At 45.0% G+C, this 19,458-nt stretch carries 20 protein-coding genes; 18 read left to right on the top strand and 2 right to left on the bottom strand.

Translation table 11 applies throughout. The features are described 5' to 3' along the window. Positions 1–2 precede the first annotated feature (2 nt). The 18 genes from fliO (at position 3) to ACMXYV_RS02690 (ending at position 17,034) form a co-directional block, all read left to right on the top strand. Positions 3–455 (top strand): flagellar biosynthetic protein FliO, encoded by a 453-nt coding sequence (gene fliO / locus ACMXYV_RS02605; protein WP_415890229.1) that lies wholly within the window; start codon positions 3–5, stop codon positions 453–455. Next, positions 442–1,191: a flagellar type III secretion system pore protein FliP gene (fliP, locus tag ACMXYV_RS02610; RefSeq protein WP_415890230.1), complete on the top strand. Its 750-nt coding sequence runs from the start codon at positions 442–444 to the stop codon at positions 1,189–1,191. The genes fliO and fliP overlap by 14 nt, the downstream gene beginning before the upstream one ends. A gap of 13 nt (positions 1,192–1,204) precedes the next feature. After that, on the top strand, positions 1,205–1,474 hold the full coding sequence (gene fliQ, locus ACMXYV_RS02615) for a flagellar biosynthesis protein FliQ (RefSeq protein WP_415890231.1): 270 nt from the start codon (positions 1,205–1,207) through the stop codon (positions 1,472–1,474). Positions 1,475–1,478: 4 nt separating this feature from the next. After that, the gene (gene fliR / locus ACMXYV_RS02620; protein WP_415890232.1) at positions 1,479–2,252 is read left to right on the top strand and encodes a flagellar biosynthetic protein FliR; all 774 of its coding nucleotides are present in this window, start codon (positions 1,479–1,481) and stop codon (positions 2,250–2,252) included. A gap of 9 nt (positions 2,253–2,261) precedes the next feature. Then, positions 2,262–3,401 (top strand): flagellar biosynthesis protein FlhB, encoded by a 1,140-nt coding sequence (flhB, locus tag ACMXYV_RS02625; RefSeq protein ID WP_415890233.1) that lies wholly within the window; start codon positions 2,262–2,264, stop codon positions 3,399–3,401. A 143-nt stretch (positions 3,402–3,544) separates the two neighbouring features. After that, a complete protein-coding gene (flhA, locus tag ACMXYV_RS02630; RefSeq protein ID WP_415890234.1) occupies positions 3,545–5,653 on the top strand; it encodes a flagellar biosynthesis protein FlhA in 2,109 nt (702 codons plus the stop codon). Positions 5,654–5,695: 42 nt separating this feature from the next. Then, positions 5,696–7,132, top strand: a complete 1,437-nt coding sequence (flhF, locus tag ACMXYV_RS02635) for a flagellar biosynthesis protein FlhF (RefSeq protein WP_415890235.1) — start codon at positions 5,696–5,698, stop codon at positions 7,130–7,132. Between the two features lie 15 nt (positions 7,133–7,147). Further along, positions 7,148–7,975, top strand: coding sequence for a MinD/ParA family protein (locus ACMXYV_RS02640; protein WP_415890236.1), 828 nt, complete (start codon positions 7,148–7,150; stop codon positions 7,973–7,975). 12 nt (positions 7,976–7,987) lie between these two features. Next, the gene (locus ACMXYV_RS02645) at positions 7,988–8,698 is read left to right on the top strand and encodes an RNA polymerase sigma factor FliA (protein ID WP_415890237.1); all 711 of its coding nucleotides are present in this window, start codon (positions 7,988–7,990) and stop codon (positions 8,696–8,698) included. Positions 8,699–8,778: 80 nt separating this feature from the next. Then, positions 8,779–9,162, top strand: coding sequence for a chemotaxis response regulator CheY (gene cheY, locus ACMXYV_RS02650; protein WP_040661672.1), 384 nt, complete (start codon positions 8,779–8,781; stop codon positions 9,160–9,162). Between the two features lie 18 nt (positions 9,163–9,180). Continuing rightward, positions 9,181–9,981, top strand: coding sequence for a protein phosphatase CheZ (locus ACMXYV_RS02655; RefSeq protein WP_415890238.1), 801 nt, complete (start codon positions 9,181–9,183; stop codon positions 9,979–9,981). 12 nt (positions 9,982–9,993) lie between these two features. Beyond that, on the top strand, positions 9,994–12,084 hold the full coding sequence (locus tag ACMXYV_RS02660; protein WP_415890239.1) for a chemotaxis protein CheA: 2,091 nt from the start codon (positions 9,994–9,996) through the stop codon (positions 12,082–12,084). 25 nt (positions 12,085–12,109) lie between these two features. Then, positions 12,110–13,351: a protein-glutamate methylesterase/protein-glutamine glutaminase gene (locus ACMXYV_RS02665; RefSeq protein WP_415890240.1), complete on the top strand. Its 1,242-nt coding sequence runs from the start codon at positions 12,110–12,112 to the stop codon at positions 13,349–13,351. A gap of 5 nt (positions 13,352–13,356) precedes the next feature. Next, on the top strand, positions 13,357–14,097 hold the full coding sequence (locus ACMXYV_RS02670) for a flagellar motor protein (RefSeq protein ID WP_415890241.1): 741 nt from the start codon (positions 13,357–13,359) through the stop codon (positions 14,095–14,097). A gap of 2 nt (positions 14,098–14,099) precedes the next feature. Beyond that, complete coding sequence (motD, locus tag ACMXYV_RS02675; protein ID WP_415890242.1) at positions 14,100–15,035, top strand: flagellar motor protein MotD; 936 nt, start codon at positions 14,100–14,102, stop codon at positions 15,033–15,035. After that, complete coding sequence (locus tag ACMXYV_RS02680) at positions 15,036–15,821, top strand: ParA family protein (RefSeq protein WP_415890243.1); 786 nt, start codon at positions 15,036–15,038, stop codon at positions 15,819–15,821. Continuing rightward, entirely contained in the window at positions 15,818–16,606 is a 789-nt protein-coding gene (locus tag ACMXYV_RS02685; RefSeq protein ID WP_415890244.1) for a chemotaxis protein CheW, read from the top strand. The genes ACMXYV_RS02680 and ACMXYV_RS02685 overlap by 4 nt, the downstream gene beginning before the upstream one ends. Positions 16,607–16,629: 23 nt before the next feature. Further along, on the top strand, positions 16,630–17,034 hold the full coding sequence (locus ACMXYV_RS02690) for a DUF2802 domain-containing protein (RefSeq protein WP_415890245.1): 405 nt from the start codon (positions 16,630–16,632) through the stop codon (positions 17,032–17,034). Here ACMXYV_RS02690 and ACMXYV_RS02695 read toward each other — a convergent pair. Together ACMXYV_RS02695 and ACMXYV_RS02700 are read right to left on the bottom strand one after the other, a co-directional pair. Next, entirely contained in the window at positions 17,031–17,348 is a 318-nt protein-coding gene (locus ACMXYV_RS02695; RefSeq protein WP_415890246.1) for an EscU/YscU/HrcU family type III secretion system export apparatus switch protein, read from the bottom strand. The genes ACMXYV_RS02690 and ACMXYV_RS02695 overlap by 4 nt on opposite strands. After that, on the bottom strand, positions 17,345–19,246 hold the full coding sequence (locus ACMXYV_RS02700; protein WP_415890247.1) for a flagellar hook-length control protein FliK: 1,902 nt from the start codon (positions 19,244–19,246) through the stop codon (positions 17,345–17,347). The genes ACMXYV_RS02695 and ACMXYV_RS02700 overlap by 4 nt, the downstream gene beginning before the upstream one ends. Positions 19,247–19,458 lie beyond the last annotated feature (212 nt).

The following is a 19,458-nucleotide window of genomic DNA, read 5'->3' on the forward strand; positions in this document are numbered from 1 at the left end:
CTATGCGTTCTTGGTTGTTATGCCTGTTTTTTACTATCTCGCCCACTGCTTTAGCGTTGGGTGTTGAAACTACTTCGGGTGCAAAGCCTTCGGTCGTGCCTGCTACAACCTATCAAGAGCCATTCTCTGCGGCTGCCCTTACACAATTGCTATTGGGCTTGCTGTTTGTCATTGGTATGATTTTTATCCTTTCTTGGTGTTTTAAACGTTTTAGCGGTGTTTCGCCAATGGCTCGCCATATGAAAGTCTTAAGCGTATTGCCTTTGAGTACACGTGAAAAAGCAGTGTTAGTCCAAGTGGGTGATAAACAGCTATTGCTGGGTGTGGCGCCAGGCCGTGTTTCTCATCTGCACGCATTTGATGAGCCTATTGTTGATGATCAGCCGAGTGAGAGTTTTGCTGCACGCCTAGGAGAGGCTATATCAAAACGACGGAGCGTTGATGAAGCTGATTAAGTTAGTTTCAATTCTTCTTGTTTCCTTTCTTTTTCCACCGCTAGTTAACGCTGCAGATGTGGGAATTCCGGCTGTAACGCTTACAACCGGAGAAAATGGTGAAAGTAATTACAGTGTGACACTTCAAGTGCTCGCACTCATGACCATGCTGACATTCCTGCCAGCAATGCTCATGATGATGACCTCTTTCGCCCGTATCATTATTGTTTTTGCCATTCTTCGGCAGGCTTTAGGTCTTCAACAAACGCCATCGAACCAAATTATGGTCGGCATGGCGATGTTTTTGACGCTGTTTATTATGACGCCAGTTCTGGATAAGGTGTATGTGCAGGCTGTAACACCTTATGTAAATGAAGAGATGGGAGTGTTTGAGGCTTTTCAGGCGGCAAGTGGTCCGTTTCGTGATTTTATGATGCTGCAAACTCGTGAAAGTGATTTAGATCTATTTATGAGGATTTCTGGTACGCCGGCCGTAGAAACAGCTGAGCAGATCCCTTTTACCGTGCTTGTGCCGGCATTTGTAACTAGTGAATTAAAAACTGCCTTCCAGATCGGTTTTATGTTGTTTATCCCATTTCTAGTTATCGACTTGGTGGTTGCCAGTGTATTGATGGCTATGGGTATGATGATGCTATCGCCAGTAATTATTTCTTTGCCATTCAAAATTATGCTATTTGTATTAGTGGATGGTTGGGCGCTGGTGATAGGCACATTAGCTGCCAGTTTTGGTATATAGCTAAGGAGGAAATATGACACCCGAAGTCGTACTTAGTCTCTTTGGCGAGGCGTTTTGGTTAATAGTCTTGATCGTTAGTGTTTTGATTGTGCCAAGCTTGATCGTGGGTTTAGCGGTATCAACCTTTCAAGCGGCGACACAAATTAACGAACAAACATTGAGCTTTTTGCCTCGACTCATAATTACGATTCTTGTAATTATGTGGACAGGCCCTTGGCTTTTAACCAAGTTGACTGAGCATTTCACTACTCTAGTGAAAAACATTCCTTATCTTATAGGTTAACCCCTTGTTTGAACTGAGTGTTCTGCAGATCGAACAGTGGGTAGCGGCCTTCTTGTGGCCCTTCTTTCGAATCGCTTCATTCTTTATGGCTGTACCTTTACTGGGTAGTCAGCTTGTTAATGCCCGTGTGCGTTTGTTCTTGGCTCTAGCGGTTACCGTTGTCGTCGCGCCATTGCTACCGACGATGCCTGAGTTCGATGGTCTGCATTTTAATACCTATCTAATTATTGCCCAGCAGATTCTGGTTGGGGCGATGCTAGGCTTTCTATTCCAAGTATTTTACCAAGTATTTGTCTTGGGCGGTCAGATGATAGCTCTACAGATGGGTCTTGGTTTTGCGTCAATGACGGACCCTGCTAACGGGATTTCGGTTGTTATGTTGGGTCAGTTTTATCTGACATTGATTATGATGATCTTTGTGGCGCTTAATGGTCACTTGGTTATGATTGAAATAGTTTTGAGAAGCTTTGATGTTGTTCCTATAAGCTTGGAAGCAATAGATCGAAGGAGCTACTGGCGAATTTTGATGGCGGGTAGTTGGATGTTTTCAGCTGCTATGCTGATGGCATTGCCGGCTGTAACGGCTCTTTTAGTGGTAAACATGGCGTTTGGTATCATGTCTCGAGCAGCGCCGCAGTTAAATATTCTTGCGGTAGGCTTTCCATTTACCATGGTGCTTGGCTTATTTATTAACTGGGTGAACTTGGGTGGTTTCTTAGATCAGTATATGCGGATATCTGCCTTTGTTTTGGATTATATCGAGAGCCTTTTTCTGTGATGCGCGATTATGGCTGAAGATTCTGGTCAGGAAAAAACAGAAGACCCCACACCCAAGCGAATAAAAGAAGCTAGGGAGAAGGGGGACGTACCGCGGTCGAAAGAACTGGCGACAACGCTAGTGCTTATGGCAGCGGTTTTTTCTGTAATTATTTTCGGTGCTCAGCTCGCTAATAGCATGCTTGGGGTTATGGAAAGTAATTTTGTTCTCGATAGAGATGCAGTATTCGATACTAACAAAATGTTGGCTCATTTCGCTATTTCAGCCAAAGAATCACTCATGGGTTTAGCTGGGATATTTGGAGTTCTTTTAATCGCTGCTTTGGTTGGGCCTATTGCTTTAGGGGGGTGGAACTTCAGTGCGCAGTCGATTGCGCCCAAAGGTAGTCGAATAGATCCTCTGGCAGGTCTTAAGCGGATGTTTTCCCTAAAGTCATTAATCGAGCTTTTTAAGGCGATTGCAAAGTTCTCTCTTGTTGGTGGATTTGCCATATTGATTTTGTGGACCATTAGGGGGGATCTGCTTGCTTTAGGTACATTTGAGGCGAGACCAGCAATAGATGCTGCTCTAGAGACCATTATCTGGGTGTTTATGGCGCTGAGTGCGGTTTTAATTCTTGTGGCTGTTGTCGATGTGCCTTATCAGTTGTATGACTATACCGAAAAAATGAAAATGACCTTGCAAGAGGTTAAAGATGAGTTGAAAAACACTGAAGGTAAGCCAGAGGTTAAAGGGCGTATCAGACAGCTGCAGCGTGAAATTGCTCAAAGGCAGATGATGCAATCAGTGCCTGAAGCCGATGTAGTTATTACCAACCCGACTCACTACTCTGTCGCTTTAAAATACGAGAATGAGGGGCGTGGTGCGCCGATTTTAGTGGCTAAGGGAGCGGACTTTGTGGCATTAAAGATCCGAGAAATAGCCGAAGAACATGATATACCAATCCTTTCTGCACCGCCTTTGGCGCGTGCGATCTATAATTCCACAGAAATAGATGATGAGATACCATCCGGCCTTTATATGGCTGTAGCTCAAGTGCTTGCTTATGTCTTCCAGTTGAAGCGTTATAAAGAGCGGGAAGCGGAGCGTCCAAGCAGCTTGCAAGTTGATAAATTACCTATCCCTGATGAATTCAAAGATGACCTTTAATTGGCGTGAAAATTGCAGAATTTAGGGTCGGCATAACTATTCGTCAAAAAAACATCAGATTTTATTGCTATATCTATGTCTGTTTGTGTGGTGAATTGAGTGCTTATTCTTATGGTGATGTTTTTTTGACGTTTGGGGTCTGAGTGGATAAGGCGGTTATATTTAATAATGTTAAGAGTTTAGGGCGCGGTAATATCGGCGTACCTTTGCTGCTGCTTGTCATTTTGGCAATGGTAACGTTGCCGGTACCTCCTTTTCTATTGGATGTGCTTTTTACCTTTAATATAGCCCTCTCAATTGTTGTTCTATTGGTTTGTGTCTACTCAAATCGCCCCCTAGATTTTGCCATCTTCCCTACCATTATTTTGGTGGCCACTTTAATGCGCCTTGCCTTAAATGTGGCATCGACTCGTGTGGTTTTACTCTATGGTCATGAGGGGGGGGACGCTGCTGGTAAGGTAATCGAGGCTTTTGGTGAAGTCGTTATTGGCGGTAATTACGTTGTTGGTTTTGTCGTCTTCCTTATTCTGATTATTATCAACTTTGTTGTTGTGACTAAAGGCGCGGGTCGTATCTCGGAAGTAAGTGCTCGCTTTACCTTGGATGCTATGCCTGGTAAGCAGATGGCAATCGATGCTGACTTGAACGCGGGGTTGATTGGGCAGGAAGAGGCAAAAGCAAGGCGAGAGGATGTAACGCAAGAAGCTGACTTCTATGGCTCGATGGATGGTGCTTCCAAATTTGTTCGTGGTGATGCGGTTGCGGGTATCTTGATTCTTGTAATCAACCTTTTGGGTGGTCTGGGTATCGGCATGTTACAGCATGATCTCGATTTTGAGACTGCCATGCGTTTCTATTCGCTACTAACCATTGGTGACGGTTTGGTTGCGCAAGTGCCGTCATTGCTGCTTTCAACTGCAGCGGCGATTATGGTTACGCGTCAGAATGTTTCCCATGATATGGGTGGTCAGGTTGTATCTCAAATGTTTGCATCGCCAAAGGCTTTGGCGGTTGCTGCTGGTATTCTGACAATAATGGGTATTATCCCGGGCATGCCGCATTTTGCTTTCTTGTCTTTGGCTTTGCTTGCAGGCGGCGGTGCTTGGTGGATCCACAAAAAGCAGGTTGAGAAAGAAACTGTACAAGAGGAGCAAGCGCAGCAAGAAGCTGAAATGCCTGAAGAGGACGAATCAGAGAAGCGAGAGTTAGATTGGGATGATGTGATGCCAGTCGATATGGTTGGTCTTGAGGTGGGTTACCGCTTAATCCCAATGGTTGACAAGATGCAGGGTGGTCAGTTGTTGAGCCGCATCAAAGGTGTGAGGAAAAAACTGTCGCAGGACTTAGGTTTTCTGGTGCCTTCGGTGCATATTCGAGACAATCTAGATCTCTTGCCAGGCGCTTATCGCATTACTTTGATGGGTGTAGTTGTAGGTGAGTCAGAAGTATATCCAGACCGTGAATTGGCTATTAACCCAGGCCAAGTATTTGGTAAGTTGCAAGGTGTAGAGGTAAAAGACCCTGCGTTTGGATTGGATGCAATCTGGATTGAACAATCGCAAAAAGAACATGCGCAATCACTGGGTTATACAGTGGTAGATGCTTCCACAGTTGTAGCGACGCATATGAATCAGTTGCTACAGTCTCATGCGCATGAATTATTGGGGCATGAGGAGGTGCAGCAGTTATTGGATATGCTTACGAAGAGCTCTCCGAAGCTGGTGGATGAGTTGGTTCCAGCTAAATTGTCGTTCAGTATTCTTCTTAAGGTGCTGCAAAATTTGTTGATGGAGCAGGTGCCGTTAAAAGATTTTCGTACGATTGCTGAATCATTGGCGGATGCGGTTAATCGGACGCAGGACCCATTGGCATTAACGGCGGCGGTAAGGGTTTCTTTATCTCGTTTAATTGTTCAAAACATCAATGGTTCTGAGGCTGAGCTTCCGGTGATTACCTTGGCTCCTCAATTGGAGCAGCTGTTATTGAACTCGGTTCAGCAGGGGCAAGATAATGGATTGGTGTTGGAGCCGGGTATGGCTGAGAGGCTGCAGTCCTCTTTGTCAGAAGCTGCAACACAGCAAGAGATGATGGGGCGTCCATCAGTTCTTTTAGTCGCGGCGCCGGTGCGACCGCTCATGGCTAAATTTGTTAGGTATGGTGAGCATCAAATTAATGTGCTCTCCTATCAGGAAATTCCTGAAAATAAAAAGGTCACAATTGTCTCGACAGTGGGAGGTGAAAATGCGGCATAAACGTACTTCAGCCCAGCTTGTGGTGGCCGATAAGGAATTGATATGAAAGTAAAACGCTTTTTTGCGCCAGATATGCGGCAGGCTATGCAGCGGGTTAGGGATGAGATTGGTCCGGACGCTGTTATTGTGTCTAACCATCGTGTCGCTGGTGGTGTTGAGGTTGTGGCTGCTCATGAAAATGATTATGAAGCAGCTCAGCAAGAGTTCTCGCGTAAACAAAAGAAAACGCAAAAACGGCAGTCCCAAATTGACGTGCTTACGGCCGGCGGTGCTTCTAATCGAGACTTAGAGGGTGAGCTGCAAAAGGCACGAATGCAGATAGCGGAAGCGCAGGGAAAACAAGAAAGTCAAAATTATGACGTTCCGGGTCAGGTAAACAAGCAGATCGAACAGGATGATGATCTGCGAACGATTTTGACTTCGTTGAAACAAAGGCAAAAACAGAAAGCCAATACAGCTCACCAAAACTTTATGCAACAGCCTGTGGTGGAAGATTCTGGGCTAGGTTTAGATCTGCAAAGTGAGCTATCTATGTCGGCAGCATCTTCGAATGAAGGGGCTGACCATCTTATCCAGTCAATGCAGGATGAAATTGCGCAGCTTAAAAATCTACTAAGTCAGCAAGTTTTAGCCCAAAGTAATGTGCAAGCGTCTGCTCCTACAAAATCACCTTTGCAGAAAAAATTTGAGTTGTTAGGTGTGAGTGAAAAATTATCTACGCACCTGCTTTCTCATGTTGAATCTGGTTTAGCGCCGGATAAAGCATGGAAAAATGCACTGACGCGCTTGTCGGATGCGATTCCTGTGATGGGTGAAGATTTTATCGAGCGTGGAGGAATGATTGCTTTTGTCGGACCAACAGGTGTCGGTAAAACTACAACCATTGGTAAGCTTGCCGCGCGTCATGTTTTGAAATACGGCAGCTCAAGTATGGCGTTGGTCACGACTGATACATACCGAATTGCGGCTCATGAACAGCTTAGAACCTTTGGGCGAATTCTTGACGTTCCTGTTCGAGTTGTTGATGAAAATAATAGCTTGGATGACGTTTTGCATTCTCTCCGAAACAAGCGATTGGTACTGATCGATACAGCAGGACTCAATGCTAACGAGCCGCATAGTGAGGCTCAACTGGCCATGCTTGAAGGTGTGAGTTTGCGTCTTAAAAAGCTCTTGGTGGTTTCGTGTAGTAGTCAACGTAGGGTTGTTGAACAGGCGTTTAATGCTTATCAGGGTTTAGGCTTAAATGGCTGTGTTCTGAGTAAGATGGATGAGTCGGGTAGCCTAGGTGAAGCGATCTCTTTGATCGTTGAGAAGCGTTTGCCGGTGTCTTATGTCACGGATGGTCAGCGTATCCCGGATGATATAGATATTGCTAAAAAACATGAGTTAGTCAGTCGGGCTGTTATTACGGCTCAGCGTGCTATAGAGGCAGAAAAGAAAATGTCTGCGCTCGATTCAATCTATAAAACGGGTTAATGGTGGGAATTAATAATGAATCAACATAAACCCGTTAAAGTTATTGCGGTTACCGGTGGTAAAGGTGGCGTTGGTAAATCGAACGTATCCGTGAACTTGGCACTAGCTTTAGGTGATCTAGGTCATAAATCTATCTTGATGGATGCTGATTTAGGTTTGGCAAATGTCGATGTAATGTTAGGTTTGCGGCCGAAAAAGAATATTGCTGATGTGCTGAATGGTGAATGTAGCTTAAAAGATATTATGCTCGATGTAGGAGATCATCTAAAGGTTGTTCCGGCTTCATCGGGTACACAAGAGATGACCGCGCTGTCTCCGCATGAGCATGCAGAATTAATTCATGCTTTTAATGAAGTTGCAGATGATACTGATGTTCTGATTATCGACACAGCTGCTGGTATATCTGATTCGGTGGTTAGTTTTGTTAAAGCTGCACAAGAGGTTTTGGTGGTTGTTTGTGATGAGCCTACCTCAATTACTGATGCATATGCTTTAATTAAACTGTTAAATCGGGATTATAAAATGACCCGCTTCCGTGTTCTTGCCAATATGGTGCGAAGTGAGCAGGAAGGGCGCAATATGTTCGGGAAGTTATTAACAGTTACTGATAGGTTTCTTGATGTGACCCTTCAATATGTAGGATCAATACCTTATGATGAAAATGTTCGTAAGGCGGTTCAGCGTCAAGTAGCTGTTTTAAAAGCGTTTCCAAAGAGCAAAGTCTCCTTGGCATATCGTCAATTAGCGAATAAAGTAAATGGGTGGCCAGTTCAAACTGTGCCCCGAGGTCATTTAGAGTTTTTTGTTGAGCGACTCGTTCAAGGAGTTCGCCCTTCGGATTAGCAAAGAGGCGGTATGTACAACCAGCTGCAATTACAAACGAGTGAAGAGCTAATTGAGCAGTATGCGCCGCTAGTTAAACGTATTGCACATCACTTGCTTGCTCGCTTGCCTGCGACTGTAATGCTGGATGATCTAATACAAGCAGGCATGATCGGTTTACTCGAAGCAGCGAGTAAATATGATGCTTCGAAAGGGGCGAGCTTTGAAACTTATGCAGGGATCCGCATTCGTGGCTCCATCATTGATGAAGTACGCCGTGGCGATTGGACGCCGCGCTCAGTACATCGTAATAGTCGTCGCGTAACAGAAGCCATTCAGCAGATAGAAGGTCGTACAGGGCGCGATGCAACAGATTCAGAAGTGGCTAAAGAAATGGGGATCAGTGTTGCTGATTACCATAATTTGCTTAAGGATAGTTTAGATAGCAGACTCTTTAGTTTTGAGGAGATGATCAACCCTCAGCATGAAGGTCCAGGTGAATCTTTTGCTAACGATGATCCCGGTCCAAATCAAAATTTTGAGCGAGAAGCGTTTTTAAAAGCGCTAAGTGCAGCTATAAATAACTTACCAGAACGGGAAAAGTTGGTATTAGCGCTCTATTATGATGAAGAGCTCAATTTAAAAGAAATTGGTCAAGTTTTAGGTGTAAGTGAGTCTCGAGTTAGTCAGATCCATAGTCAAGCAGCGTTAAGGTTGCGCTCGCGACTAAGTGATTGGCAATAAAAAGGGTTGACCAGACTCAACGTAATTGCGGTAATTAAGTGTAGACTCAACAAGTTGCGTAGTTCTAACAGGAGGCCGTCTTGAATAAAGACATGAAAATTCTTGTAGTGGATGATTTCTCCACAATGAGACGAATTATTAAAAACCTATTGCGTGATCTGGGCATGACAAATGTTCAGGAAGCGGATGATGGTCAGACTGCACTACCAATCCTCAAACAAGGAGGAATTGATTTTCTGGTCACAGATTGGAATATGCCAGGAATGACCGGTATCGATCTATTGAAAGAAGTTCGTTCTGATCCTAACTTAGCTCATATGCCTGTACTTATGGTTACAGCTGAAGCCAAGAAAGAACAGATTATAGCGGCTGCGCAGGCAGGGGTTAATGGCTACGTTGTTAAGCCATTTACTGCAGCAGTGTTGAAAGAAAAGATTGATAAAATCTTTGAACGCCTAGGTTAAGAAATAGGGTCCGTTGTAATGATTGCAGGAACAGATAAAGGTGTAGGGCGCTTCGAAATGGAATTGCAGTTGAAGGCTCAGGAATTGGTTTCCGTCCTCAATGAGGGAAACCTATCTGAAGCCATGGATCTGATTCAAGAACTCCATGAATTCAGACATAAGACCTTCTTTAGTGAAGTGGGTCACCTGACTCGTGGTCTGCATGAAGCAATTAAAGCCTTTTCATCTGAGCTCGGAACTAGCTTGGAATTAGATGATGATGCAGCGCCAAAAGATGCGGATGCAGCTGATCGTCTTAATTATGTAATTGAAGTTACTGAAAAAAATGCGCATGAAACCATGGATCGTGTCGATAAGGCACTGGGTTTGGTTGATCGTTTAGATTCACAGAGTGAGCGGTTTAAAGATCTATTGTCGCTGGTTGGTCAATTGGAAAAAGAACACGACAATTTGAATGGTGTTTATGACCGTACATGTGCAGTAAAAGAAGAATCTGAAAAGACAATTACAACTTTGCGGTCGGAGTTGACTGACATTGTGGTGTCACAGAGCTATCAGGACATTACGGGACAGTTGATCCGTCGAGTTATTAACTTGGTGACTAATGTTGAAACGCACCTAGTTAGTTTGATGGAGATGGCGGCCCAAGTTGAAAAATTGTCAGGCATCGAGGTGCTTCCATCAGCACCAGAAGAAGAAAAGCAGGATAATAAAAAGAATCCTATTCAGGCTGAAGGGCCGCAGGTCAACAAAGAAAGTGCTGATGTTGTCAGTAATCAAGACGAAGTTGATGACTTGCTTTCCAGTCTGGGTTTTTAAGAGGAGCGCCGTATGAGTTTGGATGTGGATCAGGAGATTCTTGAGGACTTTCTTGTCGAAGCAGGTGAGATCCTTGAGCAATTATCTGAACAATTAGTCGATCTGGAACAGCGTCCGGATGACAGTGATCTGCTCAACGCAATATTTCGTGGCTTTCATACCGTAAAAGGTGGTGCAGGTTTCTTGCAACTTGATCCAATGGTTGATTGTTGTCATAACGCGGAAAATCTCTTTGATATGTTGAGAAATGGCGAAATTAAAGTTTCGCCAGAGCTAATGGATGTAGTACTCCAGGCACTTGATACTGTAAATGTAATGTTTGATGCCGTACGAGGCGGTCAAGAGCCAGAAAAAGCTGATCCACAACTTATTCAGGCTCTAATTGCTTTTGCAAGCGGTGGCGCGCCAGCACCTGCAGAGGCTGCACCGGCTCCAGTGGCCCCTGAACCTGCTCCAGCACCTGCCTCCGAGCCTGTAGCTAATGATGCAGATCAGAGCTCTGATGAGTTTGATATGCTCTTAGATGATCTAGGCGGCCCTGAACCCGCTGAAGAGAGCACAGCTGACGATGGTCTTATTACTGAAGATGAGTTTGAATCATTACTTGATGAACTTCATGGCCAGGGTAAAGGACCTGGTTCAGAGGGTGACTCAAAAGCACCTGCTGCCGAAGCAGCACCTGCAGGTGGTGATCTGATCACAGAAGATGAATTTGAAGCATTGCTGGATGAACTGCAATCTCAGGGCAAAGGTGCGTTTGCAGAAAAAACAGCTCCAACTCCTGCTGCGCCAGTTAGTGCCCCAGAGCCAGCTCCCGCTCCAGCTGCGCCAGCCCCTGTTGCTGCACCTGCTCCGGCGCCAGCTGCACCTGAACCTGAAAAACGTGAAAGTGCTGCTGCGGCAGCTGTTAAAGCTGCGCACCAGCAAGCTAAACCTCAGCCTGAAAGTAATGTTCGTGTAGATACACGCTTGTTAGACAAGATCATGAATATGGTGGGTGAGCTGGTATTGGTTCGAAACCGTTTGGTTCGTCTTGGTGTAACCCGTGAAGACGAAGAGATGGCGAAGGCGTTAGGTACGCTAGATATGGTTACGGCTGACTTACAAATGTCAGTTATGAAAACGCGAATGCAGCCTGTTAAGAAGGTGTTTGGTCGATTCCCGCGTTTGATTCGTGACCTGTCACGTAACTTGAAAAAAGAGATTCGCTTAGAGCTGCGTGGTGAAGATACCGATTTAGATAAAAACTTGGTTGAAGCACTTGCAGATCCATTGATTCACTTGGTTCGTAATGCAGTAGACCACGGTATTGAATCACCTGATGTGCGTGAAGCAGCAGGTAAGCCAAGAGAAGGTCATGTATTGCTTTCTGCTGAGCAGGAAGGTGACCACATTCTATTGGTGATTCAAGATGATGGTGCCGGCATGGACGCGGAAAAACTGCGTAATCTGGCAATCGAACGAGGCATGATGGATGCTGAAGCTGCTCGTCGTCTTACTGAGCAAGAATGTTTTAACTTGATCTTTGCTGCAGGCTTCTCAACTAAGAAAGAAATTTCTGATGTTTCTGGTCGTGGCGTGGGAATGGATGTTGTTAAAACAAAAATTACCCAGCTAAACGGTACGTTGAATATTGATTCTGTAATCGGTCAAGGTTCGCGTATTGCGATTCAGGTGCCTCTAACATTGGCAATCATGCCTACGTTGATGGTTATCCTGGAAGATCAAGCATTTGCATTGCCTTTGGTGAATGTTAACGAGATCTTTAACCTTGATTTGACGAAGACAAATATTGTTGATGGTCAGCAGGTGATTATTGTTCGTGATCAAGCGTTACCATTATTCCATCTTAAACGTTGGTTAATTGATGGGCAGCAAGGCGCAGATCTACCAGAACAAGGTCATGTGGTTATTGTGACGGTTGGTACACAGCGAGTTGGATTCGTAGTTGATCAACTTGTAGGTCAGGAAGAGGTTGTAATTAAACCTCTAGGTACGATCCTACATGGCACACCAGGTTTGTCGGGTGCAACTATTACAGGTGATGGTCGTATCGCATTGATTATTGATATCCCTAACTTACTGAAATATCACGCTTCTTGATGTACCTGAATGAGAGCAATTAAAGATGTCTATTAAGGTACTGGTGGTAGATGATTCTGGTTTCTTTAGGCACCGTATTACTGACTTGCTCTCTGGGGATAGTCGAATAGAAGTGGTTGGCTCTGCTCAAAACGGCAAAGAAGGCGTTGAGCAGGCCAAGAAGCTAAAACCTGACTTGATCACTATGGATGTGGAGATGCCGCAAATGAATGGCATCGAAGCAGTCAGAGTGATCATGCGGGAATGCCCAACGAATATACTGATGCTTTCTTCGTTAACGCATGAAGGGGCACAGGTCACACTTCAAGCCCTAGAAGCGGGTGCTCTGGATTACTTATCCAAAGATATGCGTGCTTGGATGGAGCATTCTGCATCCTTGGAAAAACAGCTTAGAGATAAAGTCGTTGAACTTGGTCGTTCGCGTCATTCAAAGTTACGTAGTAGCTTTATATCCCCATTTGGTTCTGGCGATAGTAAAAGTAAGTCGATGGTGTTTAGGCCTGAAACGGAAAGTAAAACGGCCCGAACTACACCTGCGGCAAGATCTGAAAAACCTATAAGACCTACTGAAAGACCGCGCTCTTCCTCTAACTTGCCTCTGAGAGATCGACCGGTAACTTCACAGTTAAAAGCAAAACAGCCTCAAACAGAGGTGAAGAAGCGTGCAGCGTATAAGCCTGCGTCAAAAATTTCAGTTCCTTCTGGCTGTAAAATTGTAGTCATTGGTTCTTCAACAGGTGGTCCTGCTGCACTTCAGCAGATATTGACTCAGTTACCTGCTAATTTTCCCCATCCTATTTTGTTAGTTCAGCATATGCCTAAGACGTTTACGTCGGTATTTGCTACCCGTCTCGATCAACAATGTAAAATATCGGTTAAAGAAGCAGAAGATGGAGATCGTTTGATGCCAGGTCGAGCGCTATTAGCACCAGGTGGTCATCAGATGATAATTGATCCGCGTGGTCTGGATAAAATCCGAATTATGCCAGGTGATGAGCGATTAACCTATAAACCAAGTGTTGATGTTACCTATGCATCTGCAGCTAAAAGTTATGGCAACAAAGTACTTGGTATCATTCTGACTGGCATGGGTGCAGACGGCCGGGATGGCGCAAAAATGCTACGCCAGCAAGGGGCAACAATCTGGGCGCAGAATGAAGCAAGTTGTACCATTTATGGTATGCCTCAGGCTGTAGTCAATGCCGGACTAGCTAATGAAATTTTAGACCTAACCGAGTTTGGGCCAATTTTGAGTAATAGAAGGTAGTTGCAATGGATTTCACTGCTGTAATAGGTGTATTACTAGCTTTTGCAGCCGTTCTTGGTGGTAACTATCTCGAGGGCGGACATGCCCAGGAGCTACTAAACCTGCCTGCTGCGGCAATCGTTATATGTGGCACGTTAGCTGCTGCTATTATTCAGTCGCCAAAACAAGATTTTGCTCGCGCAATCAAATTGATTGGTTGGGCTTTCGGTAAAAATCAGCAAGACCTTCAGGGTAAAAGTGATGAGATTGTGCAATGGTGTGTGATTGCTCGTCGAAAAGGGCTTTTAGCACTGGAAGGTGAAGCTGAAAAGCATAAGGATGACTTTGTGAAGACCGGGCTGCTTTTATTGGCTGATGGTAAAGGGCCTGATGTTATTAGAAGTACGCTAGAGGTTGATCTTATTACGATGGAGCAACGAGATCTTCAAGGTGCCAAAGTAATAGAAAGTATGGGTGGATATGCACCAACGCTGGGGATTATTGGTGCGGTCTTAGGTTTGATTCATGTCATGAGTAACCTGTCTGATCCTGAAGGCCTAGGTGCCGGCATCGCTACAGCTTTTGTTGCGACTATCTATGGTATTGGTATTGCGAATCTTTTCTTGATTCCGGTAGCAAATAAAATTAAGAGTCTGATCTCAATGAGATATCAGGCTCAAGAGATGGTGTTAGAGGGATTGATGTTTATTGCAGAGGGGCAAAATCCTAAGGCGATTCAACAACGTCTCCAAGGTTATTTGAGATAATTATGCCTCGCCGACAGATAGTAGATGATAGCGTCCGGAATGACCGTTGGGTTATTTCCTATGCAGACTTTATCACTTTGCTGTTTGCATTTTTTGTCGTGATGTATGCGATATCGTCGGTCAATGAAGAAAAATATAAACATTTAACTGAAGCATTAGCAGGTGTATTTGTTGGTGTAGACCAAGCGATTGATAGCAATCCTGCTCCAGGTGAAGGGAAGAGTGAAAGTGGATTTGCTATCTTTATAGGCGGTAAAACCGATGTGGATGTGCCGGAAGTTACAATTTCCCCGCCAGATCAGGAAGAAACCGATGCTTTAAAAGCGCTGCAGCAGGAGATGGCTGTAGCTTTTGCTAAGCTGATTGATGAAGGTCAATTAAGAATTACAGGTAATGATCTTTGGCTTTCTATTGAACTTCGATCTAACTATCTTTTTGATTCAGGTGGTGCGTTACCTAATATTCTTGCGGACCAATTGCTCGAGCAGATAGCAATTATGCTTAAGGGGCGACCCAATCCCATTCACGTGGAAGGGTTTACCGATAACCAAAGAATATCGACCGATGCATACCCCTCAAATTGGGAGTTATCAGCAGCTAGGGCTGCTGCAGTTGTAAGATTGTTAGCTCAATTTGGAGTGGAGCCAGAGCGAATGGCTGCTGTGGGTTATGGTGAGTTTCAGCCTGCTTACAGTAACCGTACTGCTGAAGGTCAGAAATTAAATCGCCGAGTGTTGATTGTCGTGTCACGAGACGAAAAGGTCCGTAGAACTGTGTCTTCATTTGGTAGTCAGCAAGTCAGTGCTGATGCTGTATCAACGGTGTTATCAACACCAGAAGAAGAAACAGTACCCGTAATTGAGCAGGTAGAAACCGGAGATGGTGATGTTTTGTTCAGAAGAGCTGAACCGAAGTCACCAGAACAGGAAGCAAATTAAATGCATGTATGGTCAGTTGCCAACCAGAAGGGTGGCGTCGGCAAAACAACAACAGTAGTGACAATCGCTGGTTTATTGGCGGAGGTAGGCTATCGTGTCTTGTTGATTGATTTGGATCCACATGGATCTTTGACCAGTTATTTTGGTTATGACCCAGATGAATTAGAAGACAGTGTCTATGATCTATTCACTGGCAGTAGCCAAGTTCAAAAAGAAGACGTAACCCGCCTGTTATTAAAAAGTAGTCATGAGCGTATAGAACTGATCCCAGCATCTACAGCAATGGCGACATTAGAGCGTAAAGCAGTAGGTGCTGAAGGCATGGGACTGCAGGTTGCTAAAGCTTTAGCCCACGTTCGTGATCAGTATGATTACGTGTTGATTGATAGTCCGCCTGTTTTAGGGGTGTTGATGGTTAACGCCCTTGCTGCCTGTGAGCACTTGTTGGTTCCTGTGCAGACAGAGTTCTTAGCTCTGAAAGGTCTAGAGCGTATGGTTAGAACGATTAATATGATTAACCGTGCTCGTAGCAAAAAATTGAGTTTTACGATTATTCCGACGTTCTATGACCGCAGAACTCAAGCATCAGTGAGTAGTTTAAGAGAACTTCATCATAACTATCCTAATGAAATTTCTAACGCGGTTATTCCGGTAGATACCAAATTTAGAAATGCGAGTATCCAAGGGCTTGTGCCTTCGGTTATGGACTCCAGTAGTCGAGGGGTTCATTCCTATGCGCGCTTATTGCGTACTTTACTTGAACGTCAAAAGCAGGAGGCCCTATGAGTCAGTCGGATAAAAAGCCTCTTGAGCAGGATGACGTAGAAGTTCATGGCGTTCAAAAGCTTGTTTTTGATTATCTAGAATCGTTGCTGTCAGATCCTGATGCCGGGGCAATTGATACTGAAGCTGAAATTGCAGCAATTGAAGAGCAGATCGCAGCGGAAGAAAGTTTAGAGCTTCAAGGCTTAGGTACCGAAAGCGAAGAAAATGCTTTGCTTGTTGAATCGACAGATCAAAATACTGAAGAGCCAGAGCCAGAGCCAGAGCCAGAGCCAGAGCCAGAGCCAGAGCCAGAGCCAGAGCCAGCACCGGAGCCAGCTCCAGATCAGGCGCAATTAGCTGCTGCAGGCTCAGGGGCTACAAGCCGAGAGATCAACTGTGTGTTGATAAAAATGCATGGCTTAAATTTGGCGATTCCGTTCGATTACATTGAAGGAGCGGTACATTTAAGTTCCGTCTCTCTAACGTTGGATGCAGCGCATGATTGGTGTCTAGGTCGCTTCGGTGGAAGCAGTGCAGATACCAATGTTATTGATACGGCTTTGTGGTTGATTCCCGAGCGTTATCAGCCGGAGATGGCTAAATACGATGAATTAATTATTCTTCGTGGTCGTCATTGGGCGCTTGCCTGTGATGAATTGGTAAAATCGGTTCGTATCCCTGTGGATAAAGTGTCTTGGGCAGGCAGTGATAATCCACGTAAGTGGCTATGGGGTACTTACATGGATGAGCGTTGTGCCATTCTAGATATTCCCGAATTGATGAATCAGTTTGATAAGGCCTTCTAACGGATATAGGCTTTGGAGAGATAATGCCGTCATTGTTTGAAATTGTTCTACTTATCATTGCGTTGGGTACAGCTTGTACAAGCTATGTGCTGTTCAAGCGCTTACAGAAAAATGAGCGTCAGCATCAGGCGCTTATCAATGTTCTGCGCAATGAAATTCAAGCAATGACTAATGGTTCTATCGGCATGGGGCGTCGTCTTATTGAGGTGGAGCAGAAGCTGAATCTGACCGCTGATAAACAACTAGAATTAGAAAATCGAGATCCATCTGCTTTGGCCTACAATCAAGCGACCCGTTTGATGGAGATGGGAGCGGATGTCGATGATCTGGTCAAAAATTGCGGGTTAGGTCGACCTGAAGCGGAATTGATGGCGCTGTTACATAAAGAGTTACAAGCGCCCCATGAGGCATTGGGTTCAGATCGTTAGTTCTTCTGCTCTGCTGCCTTAATTATCTCAGCTGGGTTATGTTTTAGGCTGTAAGCAAAGGCGATAACTTCCGCAATTGCTCTGTAGAGCGATTCAGGAATCTCGTCACCCAGTTCAAGTCTGATTAACACTTCCACAAGTTCAGGGCTTTCGTGAATGTGGATATTATTTTCTTCTGCTAGAGCGATTATCTGCTCAGCTATTTCGCCCATACCTTTAGCTACGATGAGCGGGGCCTTACCCATCTCTTGATCGTATTTTAGGGCGATCGCTTTTTGTCGCGGAGCATTTAAATCAGGTTTGGAAAATTTCATGTATGCAGATCGACTAGCTGTTTATGAACCACCTGATCCTGACGAGGGGCTTGGCCCTCGTGCCAAGTGATTTCTGAATTATTAAAACCACACATTCTTAATTTTTCAGCAAACTCTTCGGAGCGTTCTCTCAATTTTTCTGCGGTATCTTTTTGTTCACACCAGAATAGCGTACTGATTTCATGCCCATCTGTTAACCTGATTTCAGCATCGACGCCGCCTTGCTCCTCAAGATCAAAGTGCAGTCGAACCCGCCAAACTGAAACCATCTCGCCTGCAGCGTTAGTCCCGCCTTCGCGGCTAAGTCTAAGTTCTAAATTCTCCCAGCTTTCACCTTGTTTAATCGGCAGGTCTAGTTGTAATACGCGCTCAAATCCGCCATCTGGCAGCTCGCGCCACTGATGAAGAGAGTTTATCTGTTGGCTGGTAACTCTAGATTGTAGGCCTTTAATGATTTGATCAAAACGTTCTCGCTGTTCAGCAGGAAGTTTGTCGCTGAGCTGTTGCAGTTGCTGCAACTGGGCTTTCATGTCTAAAGGGTTTGCACTTCGTCCTTGGCTTAATTGGCGCTCAGTACTTAACCCACCTAATTCAACGTTTTGACGTATCTGAGAGGGCGCTTCGCTACTCCCCGGGCGGACGCCAAACAGGTTCAGCATACTACGAACTACACTGCCTATCTGAGAGGTTTGGCTCGCCTCAGTCGAAGTGGCTTGTGCCAACTGATTAAAAGCCGTAGCTGTAGGTTGCTGCAAAGGCAAAGTATTTCGCAGTATTTCCTGTATAGCTGGTTTGTCTAACGCAGAATTTAACGTCAGAGGTGGTTCCTGAATACGCAGAACCTGAACGTTTTGATTACCGTTCGAGACCAATTGCAGTTGAGTGCCTTGCGGAATAGGTCGAGGCGATTGAACTTCAACTTTTGAACCGTCTGGTAGCGCTAAGCTTACAAGGTGATGTATTGGTGGAACTGTCCTAACAGGTGCAGGGTTTTGCTGGACCTGTTGTGCAGCTGGGTTAGTTTTATCTGCAATGTTTTGCTGTTGTGGTTGTATCGAAGGTCCAGTGGTTTGTGAGGTTGCTACTGTACTAGCCCCTTGAGCAGTGGGAGCAGTTTGATTTTGCGGCGTGCTGTTGTTGATTGGCGTTGTAAGGTTCGGCTGAGCCCCCGCAGTATTTGTTGCTTGGGCAGTGTTGTTCTGAGCGCTGGTGGGTGTAGATGTAATTACCGGTTGTGTTGGGGTTGATCCGCCTGCTGCGGGTGCTAGTTGAACTGTCAAACTGGGACTATTTTGCTGACCAGCAGGGGTTATGGCTTGTTGCGAAGTAGTTGTTGTTTGTTGGGGTGTTACTGATATTTGTTGCGGCGTTGTTGTAGTACTCACTACGTTAGCTTGTACTGGCTGGCCGCTCGGTGTCGAAGGCGGGTAGACAGGGCGACTGCTGATGACTGCAGCTGCAACACGAGTATCGGCAGGAAGTTTTAGAAGATCGCCTGATTGGGCCAGTTTTAGTTGTATTCCTTGATCAGGTCTAGTGGCCGTATTGTTAGCGCTTTGCTGTGTTTGTTGCGGTTGGTTTTGCGTATTACTGGTCTGGGTATTGGCTGTATTACCCGTCTGTGCAGGTTGCGGCGTGATTTGAATTTGGCCATCACTTTGACGATTTACATTAATTTTCTGCCCTATAGGTAGGGCTTGAAAGACACCCATCTGGATCAAACGATTGTTAACTTCCAGTTTGAGCTTAAATACTTCCGGTTGGATCTGATCCCTACTTACCGCTACAACGGTCGCACTGACGTTCTGCCCGACTGGGAACAGTCGATTTACATTCTGAGCAGAATCGCTACTACTGCTGGTTGTTTGCAGTGGAATAGCAGGTAGTTGTGGTAGCAAGTTTAGTAACCTCTAGTCCTAGGAAATGAGTAAGGAGCGTGCGGGCGTTATTCTATGAGAAATATATGCTGCTAAATGAGGATAAGAATCCAACTTTTAGAAAGCAATACAACAGTGCCGTGCAATCAGATATTCGTATATAATCCCTCGGTTAATAATCGGCAGATATTGTAAAAAGTATAGTTTATTGCCGTAAATTACATTTCTTAAGC

Source organism: Neptuniibacter sp. SY11_33, from assembly GCF_047778025.1.
In the GTDB taxonomy this organism is placed as follows: Bacteria; Pseudomonadota; Gammaproteobacteria; order Pseudomonadales; family Balneatricaceae; genus Neptuniibacter.